The sequence below is a fragment of the Streptomyces sp. WZ.A104 genome, assembly GCF_002382885.1.
In the GTDB taxonomy this organism is placed as follows: Bacteria; Actinomycetota; Actinomycetes; order Streptomycetales; family Streptomycetaceae; genus Streptomyces.
The window spans coordinates 106,517-130,457 of sequence record NZ_NWVL01000004.1; the positions used below are offsets into that span (position 1 = coordinate 106,517).

The following is a 23,941-nucleotide window of genomic DNA, read 5'->3' on the forward strand; positions in this document are numbered from 1 at the left end:
ACGTCAGTTCTCATCGAGGTGGCGGGCCATCGCTTCCGGGGTTCGCAGGGTGAACAGATCACGGATGGTGATCACAGGACCGTACTCCCGGCGGAGCAGCCCGATCAGCCGCACCGCCAGCATGGAGTGTCCGCCGAGGGACACGAAGTCGCTCACCGCACTCACCTCGTCGTCGTCCAGGTCCAGCGCCTCGGCGAAGAACTCGCAGACCACCCTCTCGGTTTCGGTCTCCGGTCCGCGCTCCTGCGCCGTGGCCAGCGCGCCCAGCGGCCTGGCATCGGGGAGCGCCTTGGTGTCAGCCTTCCCGTTCACGGTGAGGGGGATGCTGTCGACCTGCGCGTAGTGGGTGGGGCGCAGGAAGTCCGGAAGTCCCGCGCCGACTTCGGCGGCGACCCGGGCCAGGTCGGCCCAGTCCGCCAGGACGAGATAGGCGGCCAGCCGGTGAGCCCCGTCGACCTGGGGGTCCGGCTGGGCGACCGCGGCGACGAAGCGGACCGCCGGGTGGGCCGCGAACACGGCCTCGACCTCGCCCAGTTCGACGCGGTGGCCGCGGATCTTGACCTGTTGGTCGGTGCGGCCCAGGTAGGCGATGTTCCCATCGGGCCTGCGGAGCACCAGGTCCCCGGTGCGGTACATGCGCTCGCCGGGTGCGCCGAAGGGGCAGGCGACGAAGCGGAGCGCGGTCTGGGCGCTCTGGCCCAGGTAGCCGCGCGCGATGCCGACGCCCGCCACGTACAGCTCGCCGGCCACTCCGTCGGGCAGCGGCCGCAGCCAGGGGTCGAGGACGTACACGTCGGTGTTGTCGATCGCCACGCCGACCACCGGGTCCTGGCATTCGAAGGTGCCGACGCCAAGGGTGTTGATGGTGTACTCGGTGGGCCCGTACAGGTTGTAGCCGACCGTGCCCTTCGTCCCGGCGAGCCGCCGCCACAGCGTCGGGGTGACGGCTTCACCACCCAACAGCACGAGCGCGGGGCGTCGTTCGGGGTTGTCGAGCAGCCCTTCGGCGACCAGCTGCTGGGCGTAGGTCGGGGTCACGTTGACGACGTCGATGCCGTGCTCGCCGCAGTACTCGACCAGCCGGGGTGCGTCGCGGCGCAACTCCTCGTCGCAGATGTGGACTTCGTGGCCGTCGGCGAGCCACAGCAGCTCCTCCCACGACATGTCGAACGCGAACGACACGGTGTGCGCGATCCTGAAGGTCCGGTGGCCGTGGTCGGCGAGCACCGGTTCGAAGATCCGGCGCTGATGGTTGATCAGCATGTTGGTGAGCCCGGCGTAGGCGGTCACCACGCCCTTCGGCTTCCCGGTCGATCCCGAGGTGTAGATCGTGTACGCGGGGTGGCGCAGCCGGTCCGGGTCCTCGGGCGTGAACGTCACGAACGGCTCCGCCTCGGGCAACGGGCGGTCCAGTTCGATCAGTTCGCCGCTCAGCCGGGGCGACACGCTGCTCACGGTGAGGATGACCTCGGGCCGCGCGTCCTCGACGATCGCCGCGATCCGCTCGTCGGGGTGGTCCAGTTCCAGCGGCACGTACGCGGCGCCGACCCGCAGGACGGCGAACAGCGCCGCGATCCAGTCGGGGGAGCGCGGGATCGCCAGCCCCACGGTGGTCTCCGGGCCGATGCCCCGCCCGGCGAGTACGCCCGCCACGGCCCGGCTGCGGTCACGCAGTTCGGCGAAGGTCATGGTCGCACCGTCGGCGACGAGCGCGATCCGTTGCGGATCGCGGTCGGCCGCGAGGTCGAAGCGGTCCACGACGGTGTCCGTGCCGATGTCCGTGCGGTCGGCGGGCTCGGGGTCCGGTCCCGGACCGGGCAGCGCGCCCATCGGGCCGGTCGCCCCCGCCACGTCCTCCAGGACACGCAGGTAGTCGTCGAGGAGCAGGCGGGCGGCTTCGGGGTCGCCGTGGCGGTGCTCCAGCTTGACCGTGAGCCGGTCGCCAGGCGTGACGACCCAGGTGTACGGGTAGTGGGTGGAGTCGTCCGCCCGGACGGATGTGATGCCGTGGCGGGCGTTCATCGCGGCGAAGGCGTCCCGGTCCAGGAAGTTCTGGAGCACGAACAGGTTGTCGAAGAGGGTGTCGTGGCCGCTGGCGCGCTGGATCTCTCCGAGCCCCAGGTGCTCATGGTCCATCGCCGCGACCCGCGACGCCTGCACGGCCGCCAGGTAGGCGCCGACCGTGTCGTCGGGCCGGGCCCGCGTCCACATCGGGACGGTGTTGAGGAGTACGCCGACGATGCCGGAGTGCCCCTCGCCCTCGCGGCCGGAGACGGTGACGCCGAAGACGGCGTCGGCGCGGCCGGTGCGGGCCCCGAGGAGGAGGCCGAAGGCCCCGGTCAGCACCGAGTTCAGGGTGACGCCGTGGACCCGGGCCGCTTCCCGCAGCAGCTCGGTCAGTTCGGCCGAGAGGGAGTGCACGAGCGGCTGGGGCAGCTCCTGGGCCAGGGCCGGGGCCGGTCCGGCGAGCAGCGTCGGCCCCGGCAGGCCCTTGAGGTGCTCCGCCCAGAAGCGCTCGGACTCGGACGGGTCCTTCGCGGCGAGCTCCCGGGCGTACTCCTCGAAGCCCGGCACGGCGGGGGCCGTGTCCCACGGCTCGCCCGCGACGACGGCCTCGTACGCGTCGAACAGGTCGCGCAGCAGGATCTCGCGGGACCAGCCGTCCCAGAGCAGCAGGTGGTAGCTGAGCAGCAGGTCGTCGTGGCCGTCGGGCCGCCGCACGACGGTGATCCGGATCAGCGGCGGCTCCCCCGGGTCGAAGCCTCGCTCGCGGTCCCGGGTGCGCAGGGCCTCGGTCTCGGCGTCCGTCGTCGCCTCGACCACCCGGACGCCGACCCGGCGGCCCGACTTCAGGACCTGGACCGGGTTTCCGTCGTCGCCGGTGGTGAAGCCCGCGCCGACGACCGGGTGGCGCGCGATGACGTACGCCATGGCGTCGGCCAGCGCGTCGGTGTCCAGGCGGCGGTCGAAGGTGAAGTAGCTCTGGGCGACGTAGTGCCCGGCCGCGCCCGCCATCTGGGCCTGGAAGAACAGGCCCCGCTGGAGCGGGGTGACCGGGGCCGTGCGTTCGGCCGTCGCGGAGGCGTGGGCGATCTGCTCCAGGGCGGCGAGCCAGTGTCCGGCGATCGCGTCCGGGACGCCGTCGGCGAGGGTGAAGGCCGCGTGCAGGCTTCCGGTGGCCTCGTCGGTCCAGGCGTTGACCTCGACGGCGTACGGGCTGCTCCGCTCGCCGCCGGTGAGGTGGGGGGCGCGGGATTCGGCGCCCCGGCCGAGGTAGTTGAAGAGGATCTGAGGGCGGGCGGTCAGCAGCGGGGCGGTCTGCGGGTTGAGGTACCGGAGCCGGCCGTAGGCGGTGTGGCCGTGCTCGTCCGGCTGGCGTTCGGCGACCTCGCGCGCGGCGGTGACCGGGTCGGTGTGGGCCGTGAGGCGTACGGGGGCGATGGAGGTGAACCAGCCGACGGTACGGGAGTAGTCGTGGTGCTCCAGGGCCGGGACCCGGCCGTGCCGCTCAAGGTCGACGGCGAGGTCGGTGGGCGCGGCGGCCTGGATCTGCGTCAGCGCGGTGCGCAGGGCGCCGCACAGCAGCTCGGTGAGGCCGAGGCCGAGTGCGCCGGGCGCGGTGCGCGTCACCCGGTCGCTCGTTTCGGGCGGCAGGACCACCGTGATCTCGCGCGTCCCCGTGACGGCGGGCAGCAGCGGCGGTGACTGAAGGGTGGTGATCCAGTGGCCGAGGGCCTCGGCCGGCTCCCCCGACCGTACGGCCAGGGCTTCGGCGTACTCGGCGTACGAGGTCGTCGGCGGCGGCAGCGGGGAGCCGCCGAGGGCGGTGGCCAGGTCGTCGAGGAGAACGAGCCAGGAGACGGCGTCCACGGCGAGGTGGTGCACGGTGACCACCAGGGTGCGGCTCGGCTTCAGCCAGGTGAAGGCGGCCACCTCTCCGGTCTCGGGGTCGAGCCGTCCGGCGGCCTCGTTCGCGGCGGCCGTCGCGTCGGTGGTGTCCACCTGCACGACGTCGGCCTCGCGGGCGGGTTCGGTGCGAAGGGCCCACACGCCGTGCTCGACCTGGAGGCGCAGGCGCAGGGCGGGGTGCGCGGCCAGGACGGCACTCGCCGCGCGCCGTACGTCCGCGAGTCCCGTTCCTTCGGCGGCGACGAGGGTCCTGGCCTGGGCGAACCGGGCGAGTGAGCCGCCGAGTTCGCGTTGACGCAGGATGATCGGTGTCGCCGGGAGCGGACCGTCCTCGCGGCGGGGCGGCACGGGTGCGGCGCGTTGCGGGGCGCGCGTGGCGAGGTGGTCCGCGAGGGCGTGCGGGGTCTTGAGGAGGAATACGTCCCGGGGTGCGATCGGCAGGCCGAGTGCGCGGGCCCGGTTGATCACGGTGATGGCGACGATGCTGTCGCCCCCGGCGGCGAAGAAGTCGGTGTCGGCGTCCACGGCGGCCCCGGGCAGCGCGGCTGCGAAGATGTCGACCAGTGCGGTGAGTGCGGAGTCGTCGGTGGCCTGCTCCCGCTGGCTGACCTCCTGCTGTGCGGCGCGCTCGGTGAGGGCCTCGCGGTCGAGCTTTCCGTTGACCGTCAGCGGCAGCGCGTCGACCGGCAGCACCCGGCCCGGGACCATGTGTACGGGCAGCTTGGCGGAGAGCCGGGCGGTGCAGTCAGCGGGCACCTCGCCCACGACATGGGCGACGAGGTGGTCGCCGCTGTCCGCCACGGTGACGGCCGCATCGACGACCCCGTCCAGCTCCCGTACGGCTCCCTCCACTTCGCCGAGCTCGACCCGGAATCCCTTCAGCTGTACCTGGTCGTCGGCGCGGCCGGCGAACTCCAGCTCGCCGTCGAGCGTCCGCCGGGCGAGGTCTCCCGTGTGGTACATGCGGGAGCCGTCGGCCGCGAACGGGTCGGCCACGAACCGTCCGGCGGTGAGTCCGGGCCGGCCCAGGTATCCCGGAGAGACCTGGTCGCCCGCGACGTAGATGGTTCCCACCCGCCCCGGCGGCACCGGGCGGAGCCGGTCGTCGAGCAGATAGGCGGTCAGGCCGGGGATGGGGCCGCCGATGGGGCTGGCGTCCGTGCCCCGGGCGAAGTCGTCGTCCGTCAGCACCCGGTGGGTGACGTGGACGGTGGTTTCGGTGATGCCGTACATGTTGACCAGTTCGGGCGTGCCGGTGCCGTGCCGTTCGACCCAGCCGCGCAGCCGCCCGAGGTCGAGGGCCTCGCCGCCGAAGATGATCCGGCGCAGCGCCGTGACAGGCCGGTCGGCGTGCAGGTCGGCCTCGATGAACCGGTAGAACGCGGACGGGGTCTGGTTGAGGACGGTCACGCCGCGCTCGCGGACCAGCCTGTGGAAGTCGACCGGGGAGCGGGTCAGTGCGTACTCCGGGACCAGCAGCTCGCCGCCGTGTGCCAGCGCGCCCCACAGCTCCCAGACGGCGAAGTCGAAGGAGAAGGAGTGGAACTGGACCCACACGTCGTCGGGTCCGAAGCCCATGTCGGGGCGGGTGTTCGCGAGGAGCGCCGACACCGCGGAGTGCGGTACGACGACGCCCTTGGGCCGGCCGGTCGAGCCGGAGGTGTAGATGATGTACGCCGGGTCCTGCGGGGTCGCTTCGGGCGCGGCGGTCTCCTCGTCGGCCGGGAGCCGGTCGCCCTGGACGAGGACGCGGGCCGCCACGCCCGCCCGTTCCAGCAGCCGGGTGAAGCGGCCGTGCTGTTCGCGGTCCACGAGGACGACCTGCGGGGCGGCGTCGGCGAGGATGTACTCCAGCCGCTCGTCCGGGTAGGCGAGGTCCAGGGGTACGTACGCGCCTGAGGCGGTGACGACCGCGATCAGGGCGACGACCTGCTCCAGGGAGCGGGGCACGGCTACGGCGACCCGTCGGCCGGGGAGCACTCCGGCCGCGCGCAGGGTTGCCGCCAACGCGTCCTTCTCCGCGGCGAGTTCTCCGTACGTCCGTGAGCGGGTACCGCCGCCGAGGGCGCATTGCGTGACGGCGGTGGCCGCCGGGTGGCGCCGTGCCGCGGCGTCGAACAGCGCGCCCAGGGTCACCGGGGCGGACCGTTCCGGCGCCCTGTCGGCCTTCGGGGCCAGCTCGTCGACCGGGGTGTCCGGGTCGGCCAGCAGCTCGGCGAGGGTCCGGGTGAAGGTGTGCAGGATCGCCTCAGCGCCCTCCCGGCGCAGCAGCTCACCGTCGTAGATGAGGTTGAAGCGCGGGCGGCCGTCGCGCCCTCGCTCGACCACCAGCGTCAACGGGTAGTGCGGGGATCCCTCGTTGACGATGTCGGTGATGACGAGGGTGTCGTCCGGGCCGCGCAGGGCGTCCACGTCGGTCGCCACGTCGAACACCACCAGGGTGTCGAAGAGGGAGCCCGCGCCGCTCTGCCGGCCGATCCTCGCCAGGGAGACATGCTGGTGGGCCAGCACCCTGCCCTGGTGCGCCTTGACCGCCGCGAGCAGGTCCCGTGCGGTGTCGGTGCCTTCCCAACGGACGCGCACCGGAACGGTGTTGATGAACAGGCCCACCATGTCCCGAATGCCGGGCACGGCCGCGTCGCGCCCCGACACGGTGGAGCCGAAGACGACGTCCCTGCCGCACAGGATGCCGCCCAGCGTCACCGCCCACGCGCTGTGCACGGCCACGCTGAGGGGCACCCCGGCCGACCGTGCGGCTGCGTCGACGTCCTCGGCGGGCTCGGCGGCGAGGTCGGCGAACCGCGCGGAGGGGGTGTGCCCTTCGGCCACGAGGGACGGGCCGGGCAGGCCGTCGAGTTCCTCGCGCCACACGCGGCCGCTCTCGTCCTGGTCGCGCCCGGCGAGCCAGTTCACGTAGTCGCGGTAGCCGCCGAGCGGGTACACCGTCCCGGGCGCGTGGTATTCGGCCAGCAGCGTACGGAGCATGGGAGGCACCGACCAGCCGTCGGCGATGATGTGGTGCACCGTCTGCACCAGGACCGTGCGGCCCGCACCGGCGCGGATGAGGGTGTACCGCATCAGCGGCCCGGCGGCGAGGTCGAACCCGGCACGGCGGTCCCGCTCCGCGAGGTCGCGGATCTCGTCCTCGGTGATGGAGGGACGGTCCAGTGTGGTGAAGGGCGCCCGTATGCCGCTCTCGACGACGGAGACGACCCGGCCGTCGGCGAGGGACGTGAAGCGGGCCGCCAGGCCGGGGTGGAGCGTGAGCAGCCGGGTGGCCGCCGCGGCGAGCCGTTCGGGGTCCACCTCGCCGTCCAGCGTGAGGAGTTGCTGTTCGACGTAGCTGCCCGTGGTGGCGCCGTCGAAGACGGAGTGGAAGTAGAGGCCTTCCTGCAACGGGGTGAGCGGAAGGATGTCGCGCAGGGCCGGTCCGTCGAGCTCGTCCACGTCGGCCTGGGTGAGCGGCACCAGCGGGAAGTCGCTGGGCGTGTGACCGCCCGTTTCGAGGGTGGCGAGTGCGGTGAGGGCCGAGCGGAAGTAGTCGGCGAGGGTGTCGATGTCGTCGTCGGTGAAGACGCCTTCGGGCCAGGAGATGGTGGTGACCAGTGCGTAGTGGCCGTTCGGGTCGGGCTCGGCGATCGCGTTGAACTCCAGGGCACGCGGCAGGCGCATGTCCGGGTCGCGCCTCTCGCCCAACTGCCCTGTGGTGCCCGCGAGCTGCCAGTCACCGGAGGCTCCCGCGTCGTAGCGGCCCAGGTAGTTGAAGAGGACCTGGGGGGCCGGTCCGGCCAGGCCCGCTCCGGACAGATAGCGCAGGGCGCCGTAGGAGAGGCCGCCGGAAGGGGTGCGGGCGAGGTCCTCCTTGACCGCCTTGAGGGCGGCGGCGAGGTAGGCGGGCGCGGTGAGGTCGGCGGCCGTTCCGGGGTCCACGGTGACCGGGAAGAGAGTGGTGAACCAGCCGACCGTACGCGACAGTTCGGGTTCGCATCCCGCCGCTTCAGCGACGAACCGCCCTTCTCGGCCGTGCCCCTCCAGCTCGATGTGGGCGAACGTCTGGTCCTGCCCGTGGTCGCGGCGCCAGCGGGCGAGGGCGACCGCGAGGGCGGTGAGCAGGACGTCGTTGGCGCCCGCGTGGAACTTCGCGGGGACCTCGCCGAGCAGCGCGGCCGTGTGCTCGGGCCCGACGGAGACGGTCCGGGTCCGCTCGCGGGCCACGGTGTCGGTCTCGGCCAGGGCCCGCCTGCCGAGCGGCGCGTCCGGCGCGGGCAGCGGGGCCTCGTAGTGCGTACGGTCCGCGGCGAAGGGGGCACGGGCCAGCAGCTGGGTCCAGCGGCGGAACGAGGTTCCGACGGGCGGCAGGTCGACGGGGCTTCCGGAGGCCGACTGACGCCAGGCCGTGGCCAGATCGTCCATCAGGATGCGCCAGGACACGCCGTCGATCACGACGTGGTGGGCCACCAGGACCAGTTGCCGGGCCTCGCGGCGCCAGACGGCGCGCAGCATCACCCCGCCCGCCGGGTCGAGCCCGTCGGTGGCCAGCGCGACGCACTGCTCCAGCGGGGCGTCGCTCTCCTGCCACCCGATGGCGCCCTGGCCGGGCTGCGGGATGGCGAAGCCCCAGCGGCCGCCGCGCACCAGCCGGGCGCGCAGCATGTCGTGCCGGGCGAGCACGGCGGCGAGGATGCGGTCGAGCGCGTCGGCGGTGAGGGCGGCCGGGGTGTTCAGGACGACCGACTGGACGAAGCCGTCGATCGCGTCCGTGGTCTCGCCGAGCCACTGCACGATGGGCGATCCCATGACCGGGCCGGTGGCTACGTCACCGCGGTCCACGGCGGTGACGTCCTCACGGCTCGCCACCGCCGCCAGTGCCCCGATGACGGTGTTGGTGAAGATCTGGCGTGGCGTCACATGGAGGCCCACGTCCCGCAGGGCGCTCAGCAGGGAAATCGCCAGGATGCTGTCTCCGCCGAGCTGGAAGAAGTCCTGGTCGACGCCGACCTCCTCCCTCCGCAGCACCGCCGCGACGGCCGCGCACACCAGGCGCTCGTTCTCGGTGGCGGGCGCCAACACCGCGCCGGTGCCGGTCGCGGGCTCCGGCAGGGCGGCCCGGTCGACCTTGCCGTTGGCGGTGAGCGGGAACCTGGCCAGCACCACGAGGTGGGCCGGGACCATGTAGTCGACCATGGTGGCGGCGGCCCACGCCTTGACCTCGTCACCGCTCAGGCCCTCGTTCCCGGCGGACGGGATGACGTATCCGACCAGGTAGGTGCCGCCCGCCGTGTTCTTCTTCGCGACGACGCAGGTGTGCCGTACCCCGGGGTGCTCGGCGAGGGAGGCCTCGACGTCCTCGATCTCCAGCCGCATGCCGCGGATCTTGACCTGGTTGTCGGCCCGGCCGAGGAAGTCCAGCGACCCGTCCGGGGCGTACCGCGCCAGGTCGCCGGTGCGGTAGAGCCGGGACCCGTCCGAGGCGAAGGGGTTGGCCACGAAGCGGGAGGCGGTGAGGCCGGGGGCGCCGACGTATCCGCGCCCCAGGAGGAACCCTCCGACGTACAGTTCGCCGCCGACGCCGACCGGGACGGGGCGCAGTTCGTCGTCGAGGACGTAGAGCTGGGTGTTGGGGTTGGCCCGGCCGATCGAGGTCGTCAGGCGTTCGGCCGCGCCCCGGTAGATGACGTGGGAGACGCCGATGGTCGTCTCGGCCGGGCCGTAGCCGTGGTAGAGGGGGATGTCGAGGTGGCGGCGGAACCGCTCGTACAGCTCCGGGGTGAGCACCTCGCCGCCGCACCAGACGTGCCGCAGGCTGTCGAGTCGGCCGGAGTCGCCCGCGATCTCCAGCAGCACGTCCAGCATGGACGACACCAGATAGGTGAAGGTGACGCGCTGTTCGGAGATGACGCTCAGCAGGTGGTGGGGGTCGCGTTCGCCGCCGGGCCGCAGGATCACCAGGCGGGCGCCGGAGACCAGCGGCAGGAAGATCTCGTTGACGGAGATGTCGAACGAGAGCGGCGCCTTGAAGAGCGAGGCGTCGTCGTGGCCGAACCGGAGGATCTCACCGGCCTGCCACAGGAGGCGCTCACTGATCGCGTCGTGGCGGATCATGGCGCCTTTGGGCCGTCCCGTCGAACCGGACGTGAAGATCACGTAGGCCAGGGCGGAGCCGGGGACGGCCGCGTCGGGCGCGTCCACCGGGTGGGCGCCGTACTTCCAGTCACCGAGGTCGACGGCGACGGCGTCCGGCTCCCCGGCGTCGGCCTTGCCCGTGGTGTTGAGCTGGAGCACGACCCGGGCGTCCTGGACGACGACGGCCCGGCGGGCGGTGGGCCACTGCGGATCGAGCGGCACGAAGGCGCCCCGCGCCTGGAGTACGGCGAGGAGTCCGACGACCATGTCGGCGGAGCGGCCCAGCGAGATGCCGACGGTCTGTTCGGAGGTGAGGCCGCGCTCGATCAGATGATGGGCCAACTGGGCTGATTTCTGGGCCAACTGTCGGTACGTCAGCAAGCGGTGCTCGTCGACGACGGCAATGGCTTCCGGCCTCAGGCGCGCCTGTTCGCGGAACATCTCCATGATGGTCGGGCGGGCCCGGTCGGCGCGGGTGTCGTTCCACCGGGCCAGGGCCTCGATCCTCGCTCCGGGGCCGGACGGGCCTATGGTGCCGAGGGGCCGGTCGGGGAAGTCGGCGAGGTCGTCCAGCGCCTGCTGCGCGTCGGCCTGATCGACGCCGGCCGGCAGGGCGATGCTCCGGCTGTCGACGTCGACCTCCCAACCTCCTGCCGTGCGGCCGCCGTTGTCGACCCATCCGAGGACGTCGGGGAAGGGCGTGGCGGGCGTGAGGCGCATACCGTCCGGGCCGCTGCCGGTCGCCCAGTAGGCGAGTCCGACGGCGCACGCCTCGATGACGCCACGGTCGCTGTAGTCGCCGATCCGCCTGCGTACGGCGGCCAGTCGCGCGGGAGTGAGCAGTACGCAAGGAGCGGTCGGTTCCGTCATCGAAGTCTCAGCACCCTTCCAGGACATGCGAGTTAGCCTAGCCTTCGTTAGGTTTACCTAACTACCTTCTCGCCATGCGCGCCACAGTCGCGCGTACTGGCCGCCCAGGGCCACCAGTTCGCTGTGTGTTCCTTCCTCCACCACGCGTCCCGCGTCCAGCACGGCGATCCGGTCCGCCGCCATGGCCTGGGTCAGCCGGTGGGCCACGAACAGCGTGGTCCGGCCCGAGCACGCCGCCAGCACGGCACGTTCCAGCTCCGCGGCGCCCTCGCTGCCCGCCTCGGCGGTCGACTCGTCGAGCACGACCACCGGTGACCGGCTCAGGACCAGCCGGGCCAGGGCGATCTGGGCGACCTTGGTGACGTCCAGGCGCTCGCCGCCTTCCCCGACCCGGGTGTCCAGCCCGTCGGGCAGCAGCTCGAACCACGCTCCGGCGCCCACCGTCCGCAGGGCGTCCAGCAGTTCGGCATCGCTCGCCTCGGGTGCGGCGAGCCGCAGGTCGTCGCCGAGCGGACCGGCGAACACGTGGGTCTCCTGGGTCAGGATGCTCACCAGGGCGCGCGCGCCGGCCTCGTCCAGGTCGGCGAGGTCGTGCGCGCCGATGCGTACCGATCCGGCCCCCGGTCTCCCGATGCCCGCGATGAGCGCGGCCAGGGTGGACTTGCCCGCCCCTGTCGCCCCGACCAGGGCGAGCGATCCACCCGCGGGAATGGACAGGGACACCTCTCGCAGCACCGGTTCCTCGGCGCCCGGATAGCGGAAGGTCAGCCCCCGTACGGTGACCGGATGCGGCGCGACGTCGGCCGGCCGGACGGACCTGTCGCCCACCAGCCGCTCCTCCGCGGGCTCCTTGAACACCCCGACCAGGCGGGTCAGGCTCGCGCCCGACTTCTGTGCCTCGTCGAAGGTGAACATGATGGCGCCCAGCGGGGTGAACAGGCGGTGGAACATCAGCGGGGCGGCCGACACCTCGCCCAGCGTGGCGGCATCGCCCTCCAGGAGTGCGTACCCCACGACCAGGATCAGGACGAGCCCGATGAACTCGGCCCGGTTCTCGCGGCCGACGAACCGTCCGAAGAAGCGGAACACCTCGACGCCGAGATTGCGCACCCGCCACGACTCGCTGGTGACCTTCTCGCGGACGTCGCCCTCCAGTCGGTACGCCCGTACCGTGTCGATCCCGTTCAGTCCGCTGATCAGGGCCTGGGCGCGGTCGGCCTGGGCCATCCTCTGCTGCCGGTAGAGGGGGGCGGACCTGGGCAGGTACCAGCGCAGCGCCAGTGCGTACGCGGGCAGCGCCCCGGCTCCGGCCAGACCGAGGCGCCAGTCCAGGCCGAACATCCCGATGGTCGCGATGACGACCAGGACGCCCGCGGAGAAGACGGTGGGGACGGCCGTGCGGATGCCCTTGGAGAGCACGGCCACGTCGTCCCCGACGCGGGACAGCACGTCACCCCGGCCGACCTGTTCGACGCGGGTGCTCGGCATGCCCAGCACGGCACGGACGGCCTCCTCGCGGAGCCGGGCGAGCAGTTCGGCTCCGAGTTTCCCGATCAGGTAGGTCGAGGCCGCGGTGGCCGCCGCACCGAGCAGCGCGGCGGCCACCATCAGCACCCCGACCGTGAGCAGTATCGACCGCGACGCACCCCCGACCACCCCGTCGACGACCCGGCCCAGCAGCAGCACGGGGAGCACCTGGAGCGCCGCCCCGGCGACCGTGGTGAGCACGGTGGAGGCCGTCAGCCAGGGGGCCTGCCGACAGTGCCCGGCCACCCAGCGGGCGGCCTCGCCTCCAGTCGCCGTGTGCAGGTTCACCGGGGTTGCGCGGGTGTCGGTGGCAGTCACTCGGGAACCACATCTCGCCGGGGAAGGGACCGTCGGTTCGTCACGCTACTTGACCGAAGCGACTAGCTCGTCGATCGCATACGGCAGGGAGAGCAGGGTGCCCTGGGACATCGCCGCACCGACCGCGGGGCCTTCACTGTCCAGGAGGTAGGACACCTTGCCGTTCTTGACGGCGGGCAGGTTCGTGAACAGCTCGAACTTCTTGAGCGCTTCCGTGTCCGCCTTGTCGTTGATGACGAAGATACGGTCGACGTCGATCAGGTCGACACGCTCGGGCGAGAGCGCGACGGAGAAGCCGCCATCGGCGATCTTGTCGATCTCGGACTGATACGTGAATCCGGAACCGGTCACGAGCCGTCCGCGGACGTCGGTGGAGGTGAACGCCGAGATCGAGTCCTTGTACCAGGACAGCGCGACGGCCCTCTGCCCGGCGAACTCGGGGTGGGCCTTCTTGGCCGCGTCGAGCTTGCCCTGGATGCCCTTCACCAGTTCGGCGCCCTCCTCCTCCTTGCCGAGCGCCTTGGCGATGTGCACCGCGTTGTCCTGCCAGGGGGCGCTGAAGAGCTCCTTCTCCCCCTTGGTGCGGCCCACAGTCGGGGCGATCCTGGAGAGCTTCTCGTAGGCGGCCTTGTCGACCTCGGAGTAGACCGCGATGATCAGGTCCGGACGCAGGGAGGCGATCTTCTCGAAGTTGGGGCCCGCGTCACCGTTCTTCATGACGACCTCGGGGCGGGCGTCACCCCACTTGTCCTTCACCCAGGGCCACTGCGTGTTGATGTCGGGCGACTGGCCGACCGGGTTCGGGTACTGGTCGACCATGCCGACCGGCTTGATGCCGAACGCCAGGACCGCCTGGTCGTCGGTGTAGCCGACGGTGACGACCCGCTTGGGGGCCTTGGCCACCTCGGTGGATCCGAAGGCGTGCTCCACGGTCACCGGGAACGCGCCGTCGGCCGCGGCAGGCGCGTTGTCGCCGTCCTTGCCGCCCTTGCGGTCCTTGCCGTCCGCCGAGTCGGAACCGCATCCCGCGAGGAGACCGACGCCGAGGGTCGCAGCGGAAACCGCCGCGGCCAGTTTCCGCCACGGCTTCACAGTCGCCGTTCGATGAAGAAGCATCCGCAATCCCTACTTTCGCGCTGTCCACTGCGCCCGGACCGAGGGCAGCCAGACTGTATCCCGGAAAGTGAGGCCAGCCTAGCCTAACCAGACAACTTCCCGCCGCTAGGCATGAGTTGACCGAGGTCAACGCATCACGGACCGATGAATCAATCTGTCACTCCGTCAAGAGCGTTTGCACACACAGGCGTTCGACTCATGGTTGCTGTACATCGAGCCGGACATGTGTGCGACCGATGGGCACGATGAGGGGCCGGTCCCCCACCGGGTCGTCGATCACCTTGGCGTGCAGTCCGAACGCCTCGCGCAGCAGCTCGGCGGTGATCACGTCCCGCGGATGCCCCTGCGCCAGGACGGCCCCCGCGCGCATGACGACGAGGTTGTCGCTGTAGCGCGTGGCCAGATTCAGATCGTGCAGCACCATGACCACAGTGCGGCCCGACTCGTGCAGATCGTCCACCAGGTCGAGTACGTCGATGGCGTGCGCCAGGTCCAGATAGGTGGTCGGCTCGTCAAGCAGCAGCAGATCGGTGCCCTGGGCCAGGGCCATCGAGATCCACACGCGTTGGCGCTGCCCCCCGGAGAGCGAGTCGACGGGGCGGTCGGCCAGGTCCGACACCCCGGTCATGGCGAGCGCGCGCTCCACGACACCGGCGTCGTCCGAGGACCACTGCCGCAGCCAGCTCTGGTGCGGGTGGCGTCCGCGCGCCACCAGGTCGGCGACGGTCAGTCCCTCCGGCGCGACCGGCGCCTGCGGCAGCAGGCCGAGCTTCCTGGCCACGTCCTTGGTCCGGAGCTTGGCGATGTCCTCGCCGTCCAGCAGGACGGTGCCGCCGGTCGGCTTGAGCAGCCGGGTCAGGGTGCGCAACAGGGTGGACTTGCCGCAGCCGTTGGGGCCGATGATCGTCGTGATCACTCCGGCCGGTATCGCCACGTCGAGCCCGTCGATGACGGTGCGGCCGCCATACCCGACCGTGACGCCCCTGGCTGCCAACCGTGCGACGCCCTTGACGCCGGCATCGGCCGGGATGGTGAACTGAGCGGCCATAAGCCCCCCTTATTGAGGTTCGCCTTACTTACTACCATCTACCTGACGTTCGCCCGTACCAACAGGTAGACGAGGAACGGCCCGCCGATCGCGGCGGTGACCACACCGACGGGAAGGCCGATCGGCAGCGCCGCGCGCGCGACCAGGTCCGAGCCGATCAGCAGCAGTGCGCCCACCAGCCCGGAAGCGACGATGGGCGGCGTCGGCCACTTCGCCAGGCGCATCGCCACCTGGGGCGCCACCAGCGCGACGAACGGCACCGGACCCGCGGCGCTCACCCCCACGGCGGCCAGTAGCACCGCGCACAGCAGCAGGACGGCCCGCACACGGGTGTACCGGACGCCCAGCCCGGCGGCGACCTCGTCGCCGAGGTGCATCGGCTTGAACGAGAAGGCGGCGGCGGCCACGACGACGAGGAGGACCAGGGCGCACCAGAACGCCACGCGGACCTCGTCCCACGACCGGTTGTCCAGGGAACCGACCAGCCATGCCTGGGCCCGGGCGACGTCCCTGAGGTCGGCCGAGACCAGCAGCCAGTTCTTGATCGCCTCCATCACGGCTGTCACCGAGATGCCGATGAGGATGAGCCGGAAGCCGTCGACCCCGCGCCGCCACGCGAGGAAGTACACCAGCAGCCCCGTGCCGAGACCGCCCAGGAGCGCAGCTGCCGACAGCCCGATCGACCCGGCGATCGCCGCCCCGGCTCCGCCCGAGACCGTCACCAGGAACACCGCGACGGCGCTCGCTCCGCCGGTGATCCCCAGGATGTCCGGGCTGGCCAGCGGATTGCGCGCCACGGACTGGGTGATCGCCCCGGACATGCCCAGCACGATGCCCACCAGGAGACCGGCCAGCGCGCGCGGCATCCTCAGGTCCATGACGACGAACTCGTCGACCTGTTCGCCCTGGCCCAGGAGCGTGGCGATCACCCGGGACAGGCCGACGGGGAAGTCCCCGATGCTGATGGAGAGGCAGAAGACCAGGAAGGTCGCCGCCATGAGGACCAGCGTGAGGAGCACGAGCCAGGGCCGCCAGAAGAACGACACCCGGCCGAGCCGCACGCCCGGCGCCACCACTGTCCGCGTCTTCACTTCGGTCCCGTTCATGCGCTCCTGAACTTTCCTCGCCACACCAGGACCGCGAAGAACGGGGCGCCCAGGAGTGCGACCACGACGCCCGCGTCCAGCTCACCGGGCCGCACCACCAGACGGCCCACGATGTCGCAGACCAGCAGGACACCTGCGCCGAGCAGACCCGCGTACGGCACCAGCCAGCGGTAGTCCGGGCCGGTCAGATAGCGGGCCACATGGGCCACCATGAGCCCGAGGAAGGCGATGGGCCCGCAGGCCGCGGTGGCCGCGCCGGCCAGCAGTGTGATGGAGACGATGCCGATGGTGCGGCTGGCCGCGAGGTTCACTCCCAGCCCGCGCGCCACATCGTCGCCCAGGTTGAGCAGGTTGAGGGCGGGCAGGGTGACCAGCGCCAGGACCAGCCCGGCGGCGATGAACGCGGTCACCGGCCAGATGACGTCGAACCCGACTCCGGCCACGGAGCCCGCGTTCCAGAACCGCAGCGCGTTCAGCGACTTCTGGTCGGAGAGCGCGACCGCTGTGGTCATCGCCGCGAGGAACACCGTGACGCCCTGCCCGGCGAGGGCGAGCGTCAGCGGGTTGCCCGCGCCCCTGCCGATGCTCGCCAGGCCGAAGACGACGACACCCGCGACCGCCGCGCCCAGGAAGGCGAACCAGACGTACTGGAACGGGTTGCTGAGCCCGAACACGGCGATCACCGACACCACGGCGAAGGAGGCCCCGGCGTTCACCCCCAACAGCCCTGTGTCCGCTATGGGGTTGCGCGTGTATCCCTGGATCAGCGCACCGCCCACCCCCAGGGCCAGGCCCGCCACGAGTGCGAGGACTGTACGGGGCAGGCGCACGGTCTGCACGATGAGCCGGATCTCGGTGAGCCGCTGGTCGGGATCGGGGTCCGCGAACAGCCCGTGCCAGACCTCGGCCGGGGTCAACGCGCGTGCGCCGACGGCCAGGGACACCGCGACCGCTGCCACCAGGGTCGCGGCGAGGACTCCCAGCCCGGCAACCCGCCTTCTACGAAGGTGCGTTGACCCTGCGGGCGCAGGGCGTTCCACTGCAATCGCGCGCATGTCGACGAACGATATCCCTTTGATCGGAACGGGGACGCGGGCTTCAGCCCGCTGCCGCCTCAGCCGCACCCGTACCCCCCTCGACGACCGGCCGGGACTCGTCGGAGGTGGACTTGACGCGGCGGTCGAGCAGCGAGTCCAGGATTTCCCCGACCCGTATGGCGGTGTTGGAAAGCAAGGATGTCGTGATCCCGTGCGTGTGCTCCGTACCGCCCTGGAGGTAGATACCGCAGCGCAGTTCGGGGTCGGTCGCGATCCGGTAGTCGCGCTCGACCCGGACGCGGCCCGCGTCGTCGCGCAGGCAGCTCCGGGCGACCTCGCCGAGCAGGCCGAGCGGATCGGCGGGGCTGTAGCCGGTGGCGAATACCACGACATCGGCGTCCAGGGTGGATTCCTCGTCCGTCACCAGGGACTTCACCGTGGCGCGCACCCGGTCGTCCGCCGTTTCCACTCCGGTGACCCGGGAGACGTTGAGGAAGCGCAGCCGTTCGGTGCCGAGGACCTTTTCCCGGTACATCTGCCGGTAGAGGTCGTCGATCAGGTCGATGTCCACCACGGAGTAGTTGGTGTTGCCGTGGTAGGCCATCAGTTGGCTCTTGACGTCCTCGGGCGCGGCGAAATAGTCGTCGACCGCCGCGGGGTCGAAGATCCGGTTGGCGAAGCTGCTGTCGTCGGCGGGGCTGTAGCCGTATCGGGAGAACACCGCGCAGACCTCCGCGTCCGGGAAACGGCGGTGCAGATAGGCGACGTTCTCGGCGGCGCTCTGACCGGCTCCGACGACGACGAACCGGGAGGGCGACGCGCCCTCCAGGCCGTCGACCTTCCGCAGCAGGTCGGAGTTGTGCCAGACCCTCTCCCCGCGCTCGACGCCGTCCGGCATGAGAGGGCGCAGCCCGGTGCCGATGACGAGGTTGCGGGCCCGGTGCACCTCAAGGCCCTCTCGGGAACGGACGGTCACGTCGAGGTGCTCCACCACGCCGTCGCAGACGAACGGCGAGACGGAGACGACTTCGTGGCCGTAGGAGACCAGATCCTCGACCTGGGCCGCCGCCCACTCGAAGTAGTCGTGGAACTCCACCCGCAGCGGGAAGAGGTTCTTGTGGTTGATGAAATCGATCAGCCTGCCCCTGCTCTGCAGGTAGCAGAGGAAGCTGTACTGGCTGGCCGGGTTCCGGAGCGTCACCAGGTCCTTGAGGAAGGACACCTGCATGGTGGCGTCGTCGATGAGCATCCCCCGGTGCCAGCCGAAGCTCGCCTGCTGCTCGAAGAAGCGAGCGGTGACCGGCTCCTGCCCACCGACGCCGGCGTTGTGCTCGCTGAGCGCGATCGCCATGGCCACATTGGACGGACCGAAGCCGACGCCGATGAGGTCGTGGACCAGCGGTGTGTCGCCAGGAAGAACCTGTGACATGTCACTCCCATCGTCCGGGAAGGACGCCTGTCAGGCGCGGAGGGAAGGCGAAGGATGGGCATACCGAAAGAGCCGCCCAACGTGAACTTAGGTGAGCCTAAGCTCACTTGGCAGCGTTGTCGATAGGGCCGACTGGCCGAGAAGTTAGCTGACAGAGCGTCAATCATGGCTAGAAACAAGCCCTGTTGCAGCACCAGGTAAGGCTTGCTTTACTTGCCGCGGTCCATCCCTGCCCCAAGGAGGTACCCCATGCGGGTCGTCATGTTCGGTTACCAGACCTGGGGGCACCGCACCCTGCAAGCCCTCCTCGAATCCGAGCACACGGTGGTGCTGGTCGTGACGCACCCCAAGAGCGAGCACGCGTACGAGAGGATCTGGAGCGACTCCGTCGCCGACCTCGCCGAGGAGCACGGCGTGCCGGTCCTGATCCGCAACCGGCCCGACGACGAGGAGCTGTTCCAGCGCCTCAAGGAGGCGGACGCGGACATCATCGTGGCCAACAACTGGCGGACCTGGATCCCTCCGCGCATCTTCGGCCTTCCCCGGCACGGCACGCTGAACGTCCATGACTCACTGCTGCCGAAGTACGCCGGGTTCTCGCCGCTGATCTGGGCGCTGATCAACGGCGAGCGCGAAGTCGGCGTGACCGCGCACCTGATGGACGAGGAACTCGACGCGGGTGACATCGTCCGGCAGAAGGCGATCCCGGTCGGACCGACGGACACCGCCACCGACCTCTTCCACCGGACCGTCGACCTCATCGCCCCGGTCACCATCGGCGCCCTCGACCTCATCGCCTCCGGGCAGACCGAGTTCACCCCGCAGGACCGCTCCCGGGCGACCTTCTTCCACAAGCGTTCCACCGAGGACATCCGCATCGACTGGAGCTGGCCGGCGGAAGACCTCGAACGCCTGGTCCGCGCCCAGTCCGCCCCGTACCCCAGCGCGTTCACCTACCACAAGGGCAAGCGGCTCGAAGTCCTCACCGCCGTCGTCTCCCGGAACAACTACGGCGGTACGCCCGGCCGCATCTTCTACCGGGAGGGCGAGGGCGTGGTCATCGTCGCCGGAGCCGACGCCCGCACCGGCCGCAACCGCGGCCTGTCCATCACCCGCGTGCGGACGGAGGACGGCCGCGAACTGCCCGCGACCGACTACTTCACCTCCATGGGCGGGTACCTCACGGGGCGCCCCTGACACACCCGGGGCACGCTCACACGTTCCGAACCGGCGGGTCCGGTCCGCGGCCGCAACGGCCTGCGGACCGGGCCCGCCGAGTTGCGCGCCCCCCGGTGTCCGGCGCGCCGGTGCCGACAGCAGTCCGGCCATCGCCAGCAGACCGGCGATCCCCTTTGTGCACCGGACGTCGCCAAGAAGTTGACGAACAGTCAGCCACACTCGGGTACCCATGAGCCGTCTGGCATGCTGCGCAGCCGGTCGACGGCTCGGTAGCTGCCGAGGCGTACGAGGTCGGCCACCTCCACGATCGCGGCGGGCGCCCCGCCCAACCCGTACCAGCACCGCCGTACGAGCCGCCGACGAGCCCGCGAGCAGCTGCCTGACGCCGCGTTCCCGTGGCGCGCACGGCAGCGGAACGGTCGTTCCGCACGGATGGCTCGTCCCAGCGAGGCCGCAGCGGCACCTCGGCGGCGGAACCGGGCCGCGTTCGAACAGGGGCATGAGCGGCCGACCGGCAGCGGCGGCCGACCGGCAGCGGCGGAGCCCGGTTCCGGGTGCGCTCGCACCGGAGCCGTCTTCCGGATGGGTTCGCGCACACCTCTTGTTGATTGGTATGGACCAATGCCATCCTGCTGACGCAGACACCACCCCCTAACTCCCCTCATGCGGGCTGGTGTTACTGAGACGCCTCATGAACCTCCCGACGGCCCCTACACGTACGAGAGTGAGCCCCGATGCCCTCTGCCCGGCGCCTTTTCGCCGCAGCCTCCGTTGTCGCCTCCGCCGCGACCTTCGTGTCCCTGACGCCTTCGCCCGCGAGCGCGCACGGCTCCGTGTTCGGCCCGGTCAGCCGGGTGAGCGCCTGCTTCGCCGAAGGTCCGGAGGCGCCGAAGTCCCAGGTCTGCAAGGATCTTGTCGCCGACTCGGGGACGCAACCGCTCTACGACTGGAACGAGGTGAACATCGCCGACGCCGACGGCCGACACCAGGAGGTCATTCCCGACGGCAAGCTCTGTTCCGCCAACCGCGAGAAGTACCGCGCCCTGGACTGGGCCCGCACCGACTGGCCCGCCACGACGGTGGCCGCGGGTTCCTACGACTTCGACGTGAGGGTCACCGCGCCCCACCTGGGCACCATGACGATGTACATCACCAAGCAGGGCTTCGACCCGGCCAAGCCGTTGAAGTGGTCCGACCTGGACCCGACGCCAGTGGGTACCCATCCCACGCCACGCACCAGCGACAACGGCTACTACCACTTCACCGGTTCCCTCCCCGCCCGTACGGGCCGCCACATCATCTACAAGGTCTGGCAGCGCCACGACAGCCCCGAGGCGTTCTACGGCTGTTCGGATGTCGTCTTCGGCACAGCGGGCGCATCCGCTGCCAAGGTTCCGGCCGAGAACAGGATCGAGGCGGGCGCGGCCCACTCGACCGTCAGCCACAAGGGCCACGGCGGGGACGAGCACGCGCCGGTACTGGTCTCCGCCGCATCGCGGCCCGCCGACTCCCCGCTGTCAGGTGGCGTGGCCTGGGCAGCCGGCGCCGCCCTGTTCGCGGTGAGCGTCCTGCTCTTCGGCCGCGGCCGCCGCCGGTCGAGCTGAGACACCGGCTCTCCGAGCTGTCCCTCGTCATCCAGCCTCGGACCTGGGCGCCGCTGCGAGGAGAGCCCGAGTACGGCCCGGCCCCCGCCTGCCGACCGCGCGTTTCGCCACCTCCCGCCTTCGCGGAGCGGGTTGCGGTCGGCAGGCCGCCCGCGGCCGTATCCCGATCGGGCGACTCCGCAGCCTCACGCCGCACACGCTGCTCCGGTGTCCAGAAGTACGTGGGCGAAATCCCGCGGGCACCCGGGAACTGTGGCCCGTCGACACCCGACTACTGGAACGCGGGCGGTGGACACCCGTCGCTCCGCAGGGTTCGGTGCCGGGGAAAGGTGTGGGATGGGCGGGCTGGACGTACGCATGAGAGGGGTGAGCTGTCGGCACGGCCGCGTCGAGGCGGTGTCCGAAGTCGACCTGGAGATCGCCGCCGGTGAGCGTGTGGCGCTGACGGGCACGAACGGCTCCGGTAAGACCACCTTGCTGCGTGCGATGCTCGGCCTGCACCGCCAGGTGACCGGATCGATCTCGGTCGGCGGCCGGGAGACCGGCTCCCCCGCCGAGTGGTCCTGGCGGCGCCGGGCATGCGCCTGGATACCTCAGAAGCCGGCCGCGGGCCGGTTCCCCCTCCTCGGTGCCGAGTTGCTCGCCAGCAGTACGGCGCCCCGGGACGCGGGCGAAGCCGCCTGTCGGCTGGGCGTCGGGGACCTGGTCGGACGTCCTCTGCACACGCTCTCCGGCGGCCAGTTGCAGCGTATGTATCTGGCCCGGGCGATCGGCTGCGTCGCCGCGGGTGCACAGGTGCTGCTGGCCGATGAGCCCACCGCCGCCCTGGACTTCGACGGGCAGGAGAAGGCTGCGGACGTCCTCACCTCACTGCCGGTCACCCTGGTCGTGGTGACGCACGACCGGGCTCTGGCCGGCCGTTGCGACCGCGTGCTGGAGATGGCGGCGGGCCGGCTGCGAGAGGTCCGGTGAACCCGGTGCACCTCGCCACCGCCGATCTGGGCGAGCTGCTCCAGCTGCTTCCCGTCCAGCGGGCCGGCCTCGCTCTGCTCCTCGCGGCGATCGGCCTGCCCGTCATCGGGGTGGTCATCGTCGGGCTCGACATCATGCCGGTCCGGTTCGCGATGATGCATGTGGCTCTGCTCGGTATCGCGGTCGGGCTGCTCACCGGCCTGGACCCCATGCTGTGCGCGCTCGTCGCCTGTGCACTCGCCGGTGCCGGAGTCGCCCCGCTCGCCCGCACACCCGACGGGCTGTCCGGAGCCATGGGCCTGCTGATGAGCCTGGCCATCGCTGCCGCGCTGCTGCTGCTCGCCGTCTCGGGGGTCAACGCCTCCGGGGCCTTCGCCCTCCTGTGGGGGTCGATCCTCTCGGTCGGTACGTCCGACCTGATCGTGCTCGGCGTGCTGGCCGCCGCCGTCCCCGGCCTGTTCTGGTGGCGGCGGCGTGACATCGGCCTGCTCCTGCACGACCGGGAGGTGGCCCAGTGCTCCGGTGTCCCCGTCCGCGCGCTGACCGCGATTCTCCTCGTCCTCGTCGCGATCGCCGTAGCCGGGGCGATCAAGCTCACCGGCGCCCTCCTCGTCGACGCCCTGACGCTGCTCCCCGCGCTCGCCGCTCGCCGCCTGGGCAGCTCCCTGAAGTCGATCACCCTCTGGGCCGTCGGTATCGGGGTGGCCGTCAACGCGACCGGATTCCTGCTGGCCCTGTGGCTGGACTGGCCGCCCGGCCCCGTACTCGTCCTGACGGCGGGGGCTCTCGTCCTCGCCGTGCACTTCATACCCGAACGGAGAATCAGCTCATGGCGCGCACCCGCGTCCGCATCACTTCCCTCCTCACACTGAGCGCGGCACTCGCCCTCGTCACCGGCTGCGCAGACGGCACCGGTCCCAAGGCCGCCGACGACGCCCGGGCCGCAGCGAAGGACAAGCCTGTCGTGGTGGTGACCACGACCTGGGAGGGCGCTCTCGCGAAGGCCGCCGGAGCCGAGGACGTCAAGGTCATCGTGCCGCAGTCCGTCCACCACGCCCCGGACTACGACCCCAAGCCCTCGGACCTGGCTGCCGTGGCCGAAGCGGACTTCGTGCTGTACGCGCCCTTCGAGCCGTACGCGGCGAAGATCAAGGAGGCGGCGGGTTCCGGGGCGAGGCTGGTCGAGGTCGATCTCGACAACGACCCCGCCAAGGTCAGGGCGGAGGTCGGCGAACTGGGCGCGCTCTTCGGTACGGAGGACGCCGCGACGAAGTGGAAGGCCGGGTTCGATACCGAATACGACCGGCTGAACAAGGATGTCCAGGGCGCATGGCCCGGCGGCAAGGCCCCCTCCGTCGTCTCCCAGGTCTTCACCACCTGGGCCGCGACGCTGGCGGGTGCCACCGTGGCGGGTACCTACGGGCCGGAAGCGGTGACTCCGGCGCAGCTCGCCGAACTCTCCGCGAAGCAGCCGTCCCTGGTGCTGGACAACGCCCATATGTCCACCGGGACGGTGCTGCCCGACTCCGGCGCCGAGCAGGTCGACATCGTCAACTATCCGGGGGACGACCTGGACCTGCTGTCGGTCTACCGCAACGCGGCGACCGAGCTCAAGAAGGCCATGGGTACCTCCTGACCATTGGCCCGGCCACCCGGGCATGTCGTGACGGCGCCACTCCAGCCGTCACGACATGCCCGGGTGG

Annotated in this window: 12 protein-coding genes; 5 read left to right on the forward strand and 7 right to left on the reverse strand. The window is 71.2% G+C overall.

The genetic code is table 11. The features are described 5' to 3' along the window. Nucleotides 1-3: 3 nt before the first annotated feature. The 7 genes from CIB93_RS03280 to CIB93_RS03310 form a co-directional block, all read right to left on the reverse strand. Nucleotides 4-10,902, reverse strand: a complete 10,899-nt coding sequence (locus tag CIB93_RS03280) for a non-ribosomal peptide synthetase (protein ID WP_096623857.1) — start codon at nt 10,900-10,902, stop codon at nt 4-6. 57 nt (nt 10,903-10,959) lie between these two features. Beyond that, nucleotides 10,960-12,747 (reverse strand): ABC transporter ATP-binding protein, encoded by a 1,788-nt coding sequence (locus tag CIB93_RS03285; RefSeq protein WP_096623859.1) that lies wholly within the window; start codon nt 12,745-12,747, stop codon nt 10,960-10,962. Nucleotides 12,748-12,792: 45 nt separating this feature from the next. Then, nucleotides 12,793-13,863: an iron-siderophore ABC transporter substrate-binding protein gene (locus tag CIB93_RS03290; protein WP_096623861.1), complete on the reverse strand. Its 1,071-nt coding sequence runs from the start codon at nt 13,861-13,863 to the stop codon at nt 12,793-12,795. 196 nt (nt 13,864-14,059) lie between these two features. Beyond that, a complete protein-coding gene (locus tag CIB93_RS03295; protein WP_096623863.1) occupies nt 14,060-14,911 on the reverse strand; it encodes an ABC transporter ATP-binding protein in 852 nt (283 codons plus the stop codon). 38 nt (nt 14,912-14,949) lie between these two features. Then, nucleotides 14,950-16,017 (reverse strand): iron chelate uptake ABC transporter family permease subunit, encoded by a 1,068-nt coding sequence (locus tag CIB93_RS03300; protein ID WP_096623865.1) that lies wholly within the window; start codon nt 16,015-16,017, stop codon nt 14,950-14,952. Next, nucleotides 16,014-17,072, reverse strand: coding sequence for an iron ABC transporter permease (locus tag CIB93_RS03305; protein ID WP_096623961.1), 1,059 nt, complete (start codon nt 17,070-17,072; stop codon nt 16,014-16,016). Before CIB93_RS03305 ends, CIB93_RS03300 begins: the two co-directional genes overlap by 4 nt. A 43-nt stretch (nt 17,073-17,115) precedes the next feature. Further along, nucleotides 17,116-18,483, reverse strand: a complete 1,368-nt coding sequence (locus tag CIB93_RS03310; protein ID WP_096623867.1) for a lysine N(6)-hydroxylase/L-ornithine N(5)-oxygenase family protein — start codon at nt 18,481-18,483, stop codon at nt 17,116-17,118. Between the two features lie 249 nt (nt 18,484-18,732). On the opposite strand from CIB93_RS03310, the gene CIB93_RS03315 reads away from it, so the two are divergent. The 5 genes from CIB93_RS03315 to CIB93_RS03335 all read left to right on the forward strand — a co-directional run bounded on the left by CIB93_RS03315 (nt 18,733) and on the right by CIB93_RS03335 (nt 23,874). Further along, complete coding sequence (locus CIB93_RS03315; RefSeq protein ID WP_096623869.1) at nt 18,733-19,680, forward strand: methionyl-tRNA formyltransferase; 948 nt, start codon at nt 18,733-18,735, stop codon at nt 19,678-19,680. Between the two features lie 716 nt (nt 19,681-20,396). Further along, complete coding sequence (locus CIB93_RS03320) at nt 20,397-21,266, forward strand: lytic polysaccharide monooxygenase (RefSeq protein ID WP_096623871.1); 870 nt, start codon at nt 20,397-20,399, stop codon at nt 21,264-21,266. Between the two features lie 336 nt (nt 21,267-21,602). Beyond that, nucleotides 21,603-22,238: a metal ABC transporter ATP-binding protein gene (locus CIB93_RS03325; protein WP_096623873.1), complete on the forward strand. Its 636-nt coding sequence runs from the start codon at nt 21,603-21,605 to the stop codon at nt 22,236-22,238. Next, nucleotides 22,235-23,110: a metal ABC transporter permease gene (locus CIB93_RS03330; RefSeq protein ID WP_257001987.1), complete on the forward strand. Its 876-nt coding sequence runs from the start codon at nt 22,235-22,237 to the stop codon at nt 23,108-23,110. The genes CIB93_RS03325 and CIB93_RS03330 overlap by 4 nt, the downstream gene beginning before the upstream one ends. Beyond that, nucleotides 23,068-23,874, forward strand: coding sequence for a metal ABC transporter solute-binding protein, Zn/Mn family (locus CIB93_RS03335; protein WP_096623875.1), 807 nt, complete (start codon nt 23,068-23,070; stop codon nt 23,872-23,874). The genes CIB93_RS03330 and CIB93_RS03335 overlap by 43 nt, the downstream gene beginning before the upstream one ends. Nucleotides 23,875-23,941: the final 67 nt, after the last annotated feature.

Coding starts and splice junctions, on each gene's coding strand:
- CIB93_RS03280 (WP_096623857.1), bottom strand. CDS start 10,902: ATGACGGAACCGACCGCTCCTTGCGTACTGCTCACTCCCGCGCGACTG.
- CIB93_RS03290 (WP_096623861.1), bottom strand. CDS start 13,863: ATGCTTCTTCATCGAACGGCGACTGTGAAGCCGTGGCGGAAACTGGCC.
- CIB93_RS03295 (WP_096623863.1), bottom strand. CDS start 14,911: ATGGCCGCTCAGTTCACCATCCCGGCCGATGCCGGCGTCAAGGGCGTC.
- CIB93_RS03300 (WP_096623865.1), bottom strand. CDS start 16,017: ATGAACGGGACCGAAGTGAAGACGCGGACAGTGGTGGCGCCGGGCGTG.
- CIB93_RS03305 (WP_096623961.1), bottom strand. CDS start 17,072: ATGCGCGCGATTGCAGTGGAACGCCCTGCGCCCGCAGGGTCAACGCAC.
- CIB93_RS03310 (WP_096623867.1), bottom strand. CDS start 18,483: ATGTCACAGGTTCTTCCTGGCGACACACCGCTGGTCCACGACCTCATC.
- CIB93_RS03315 (WP_096623869.1), top strand. CDS start 18,733: ATGCGGGTCGTCATGTTCGGTTACCAGACCTGGGGGCACCGCACCCTG.
- CIB93_RS03320 (WP_096623871.1), top strand. CDS start 20,397: ATGCCCTCTGCCCGGCGCCTTTTCGCCGCAGCCTCCGTTGTCGCCTCC.
- CIB93_RS03325 (WP_096623873.1), top strand. CDS start 21,603: ATGGGCGGGCTGGACGTACGCATGAGAGGGGTGAGCTGTCGGCACGGC.
- CIB93_RS03335 (WP_096623875.1), top strand. CDS start 23,068: ATGGCGCGCACCCGCGTCCGCATCACTTCCCTCCTCACACTGAGCGCG.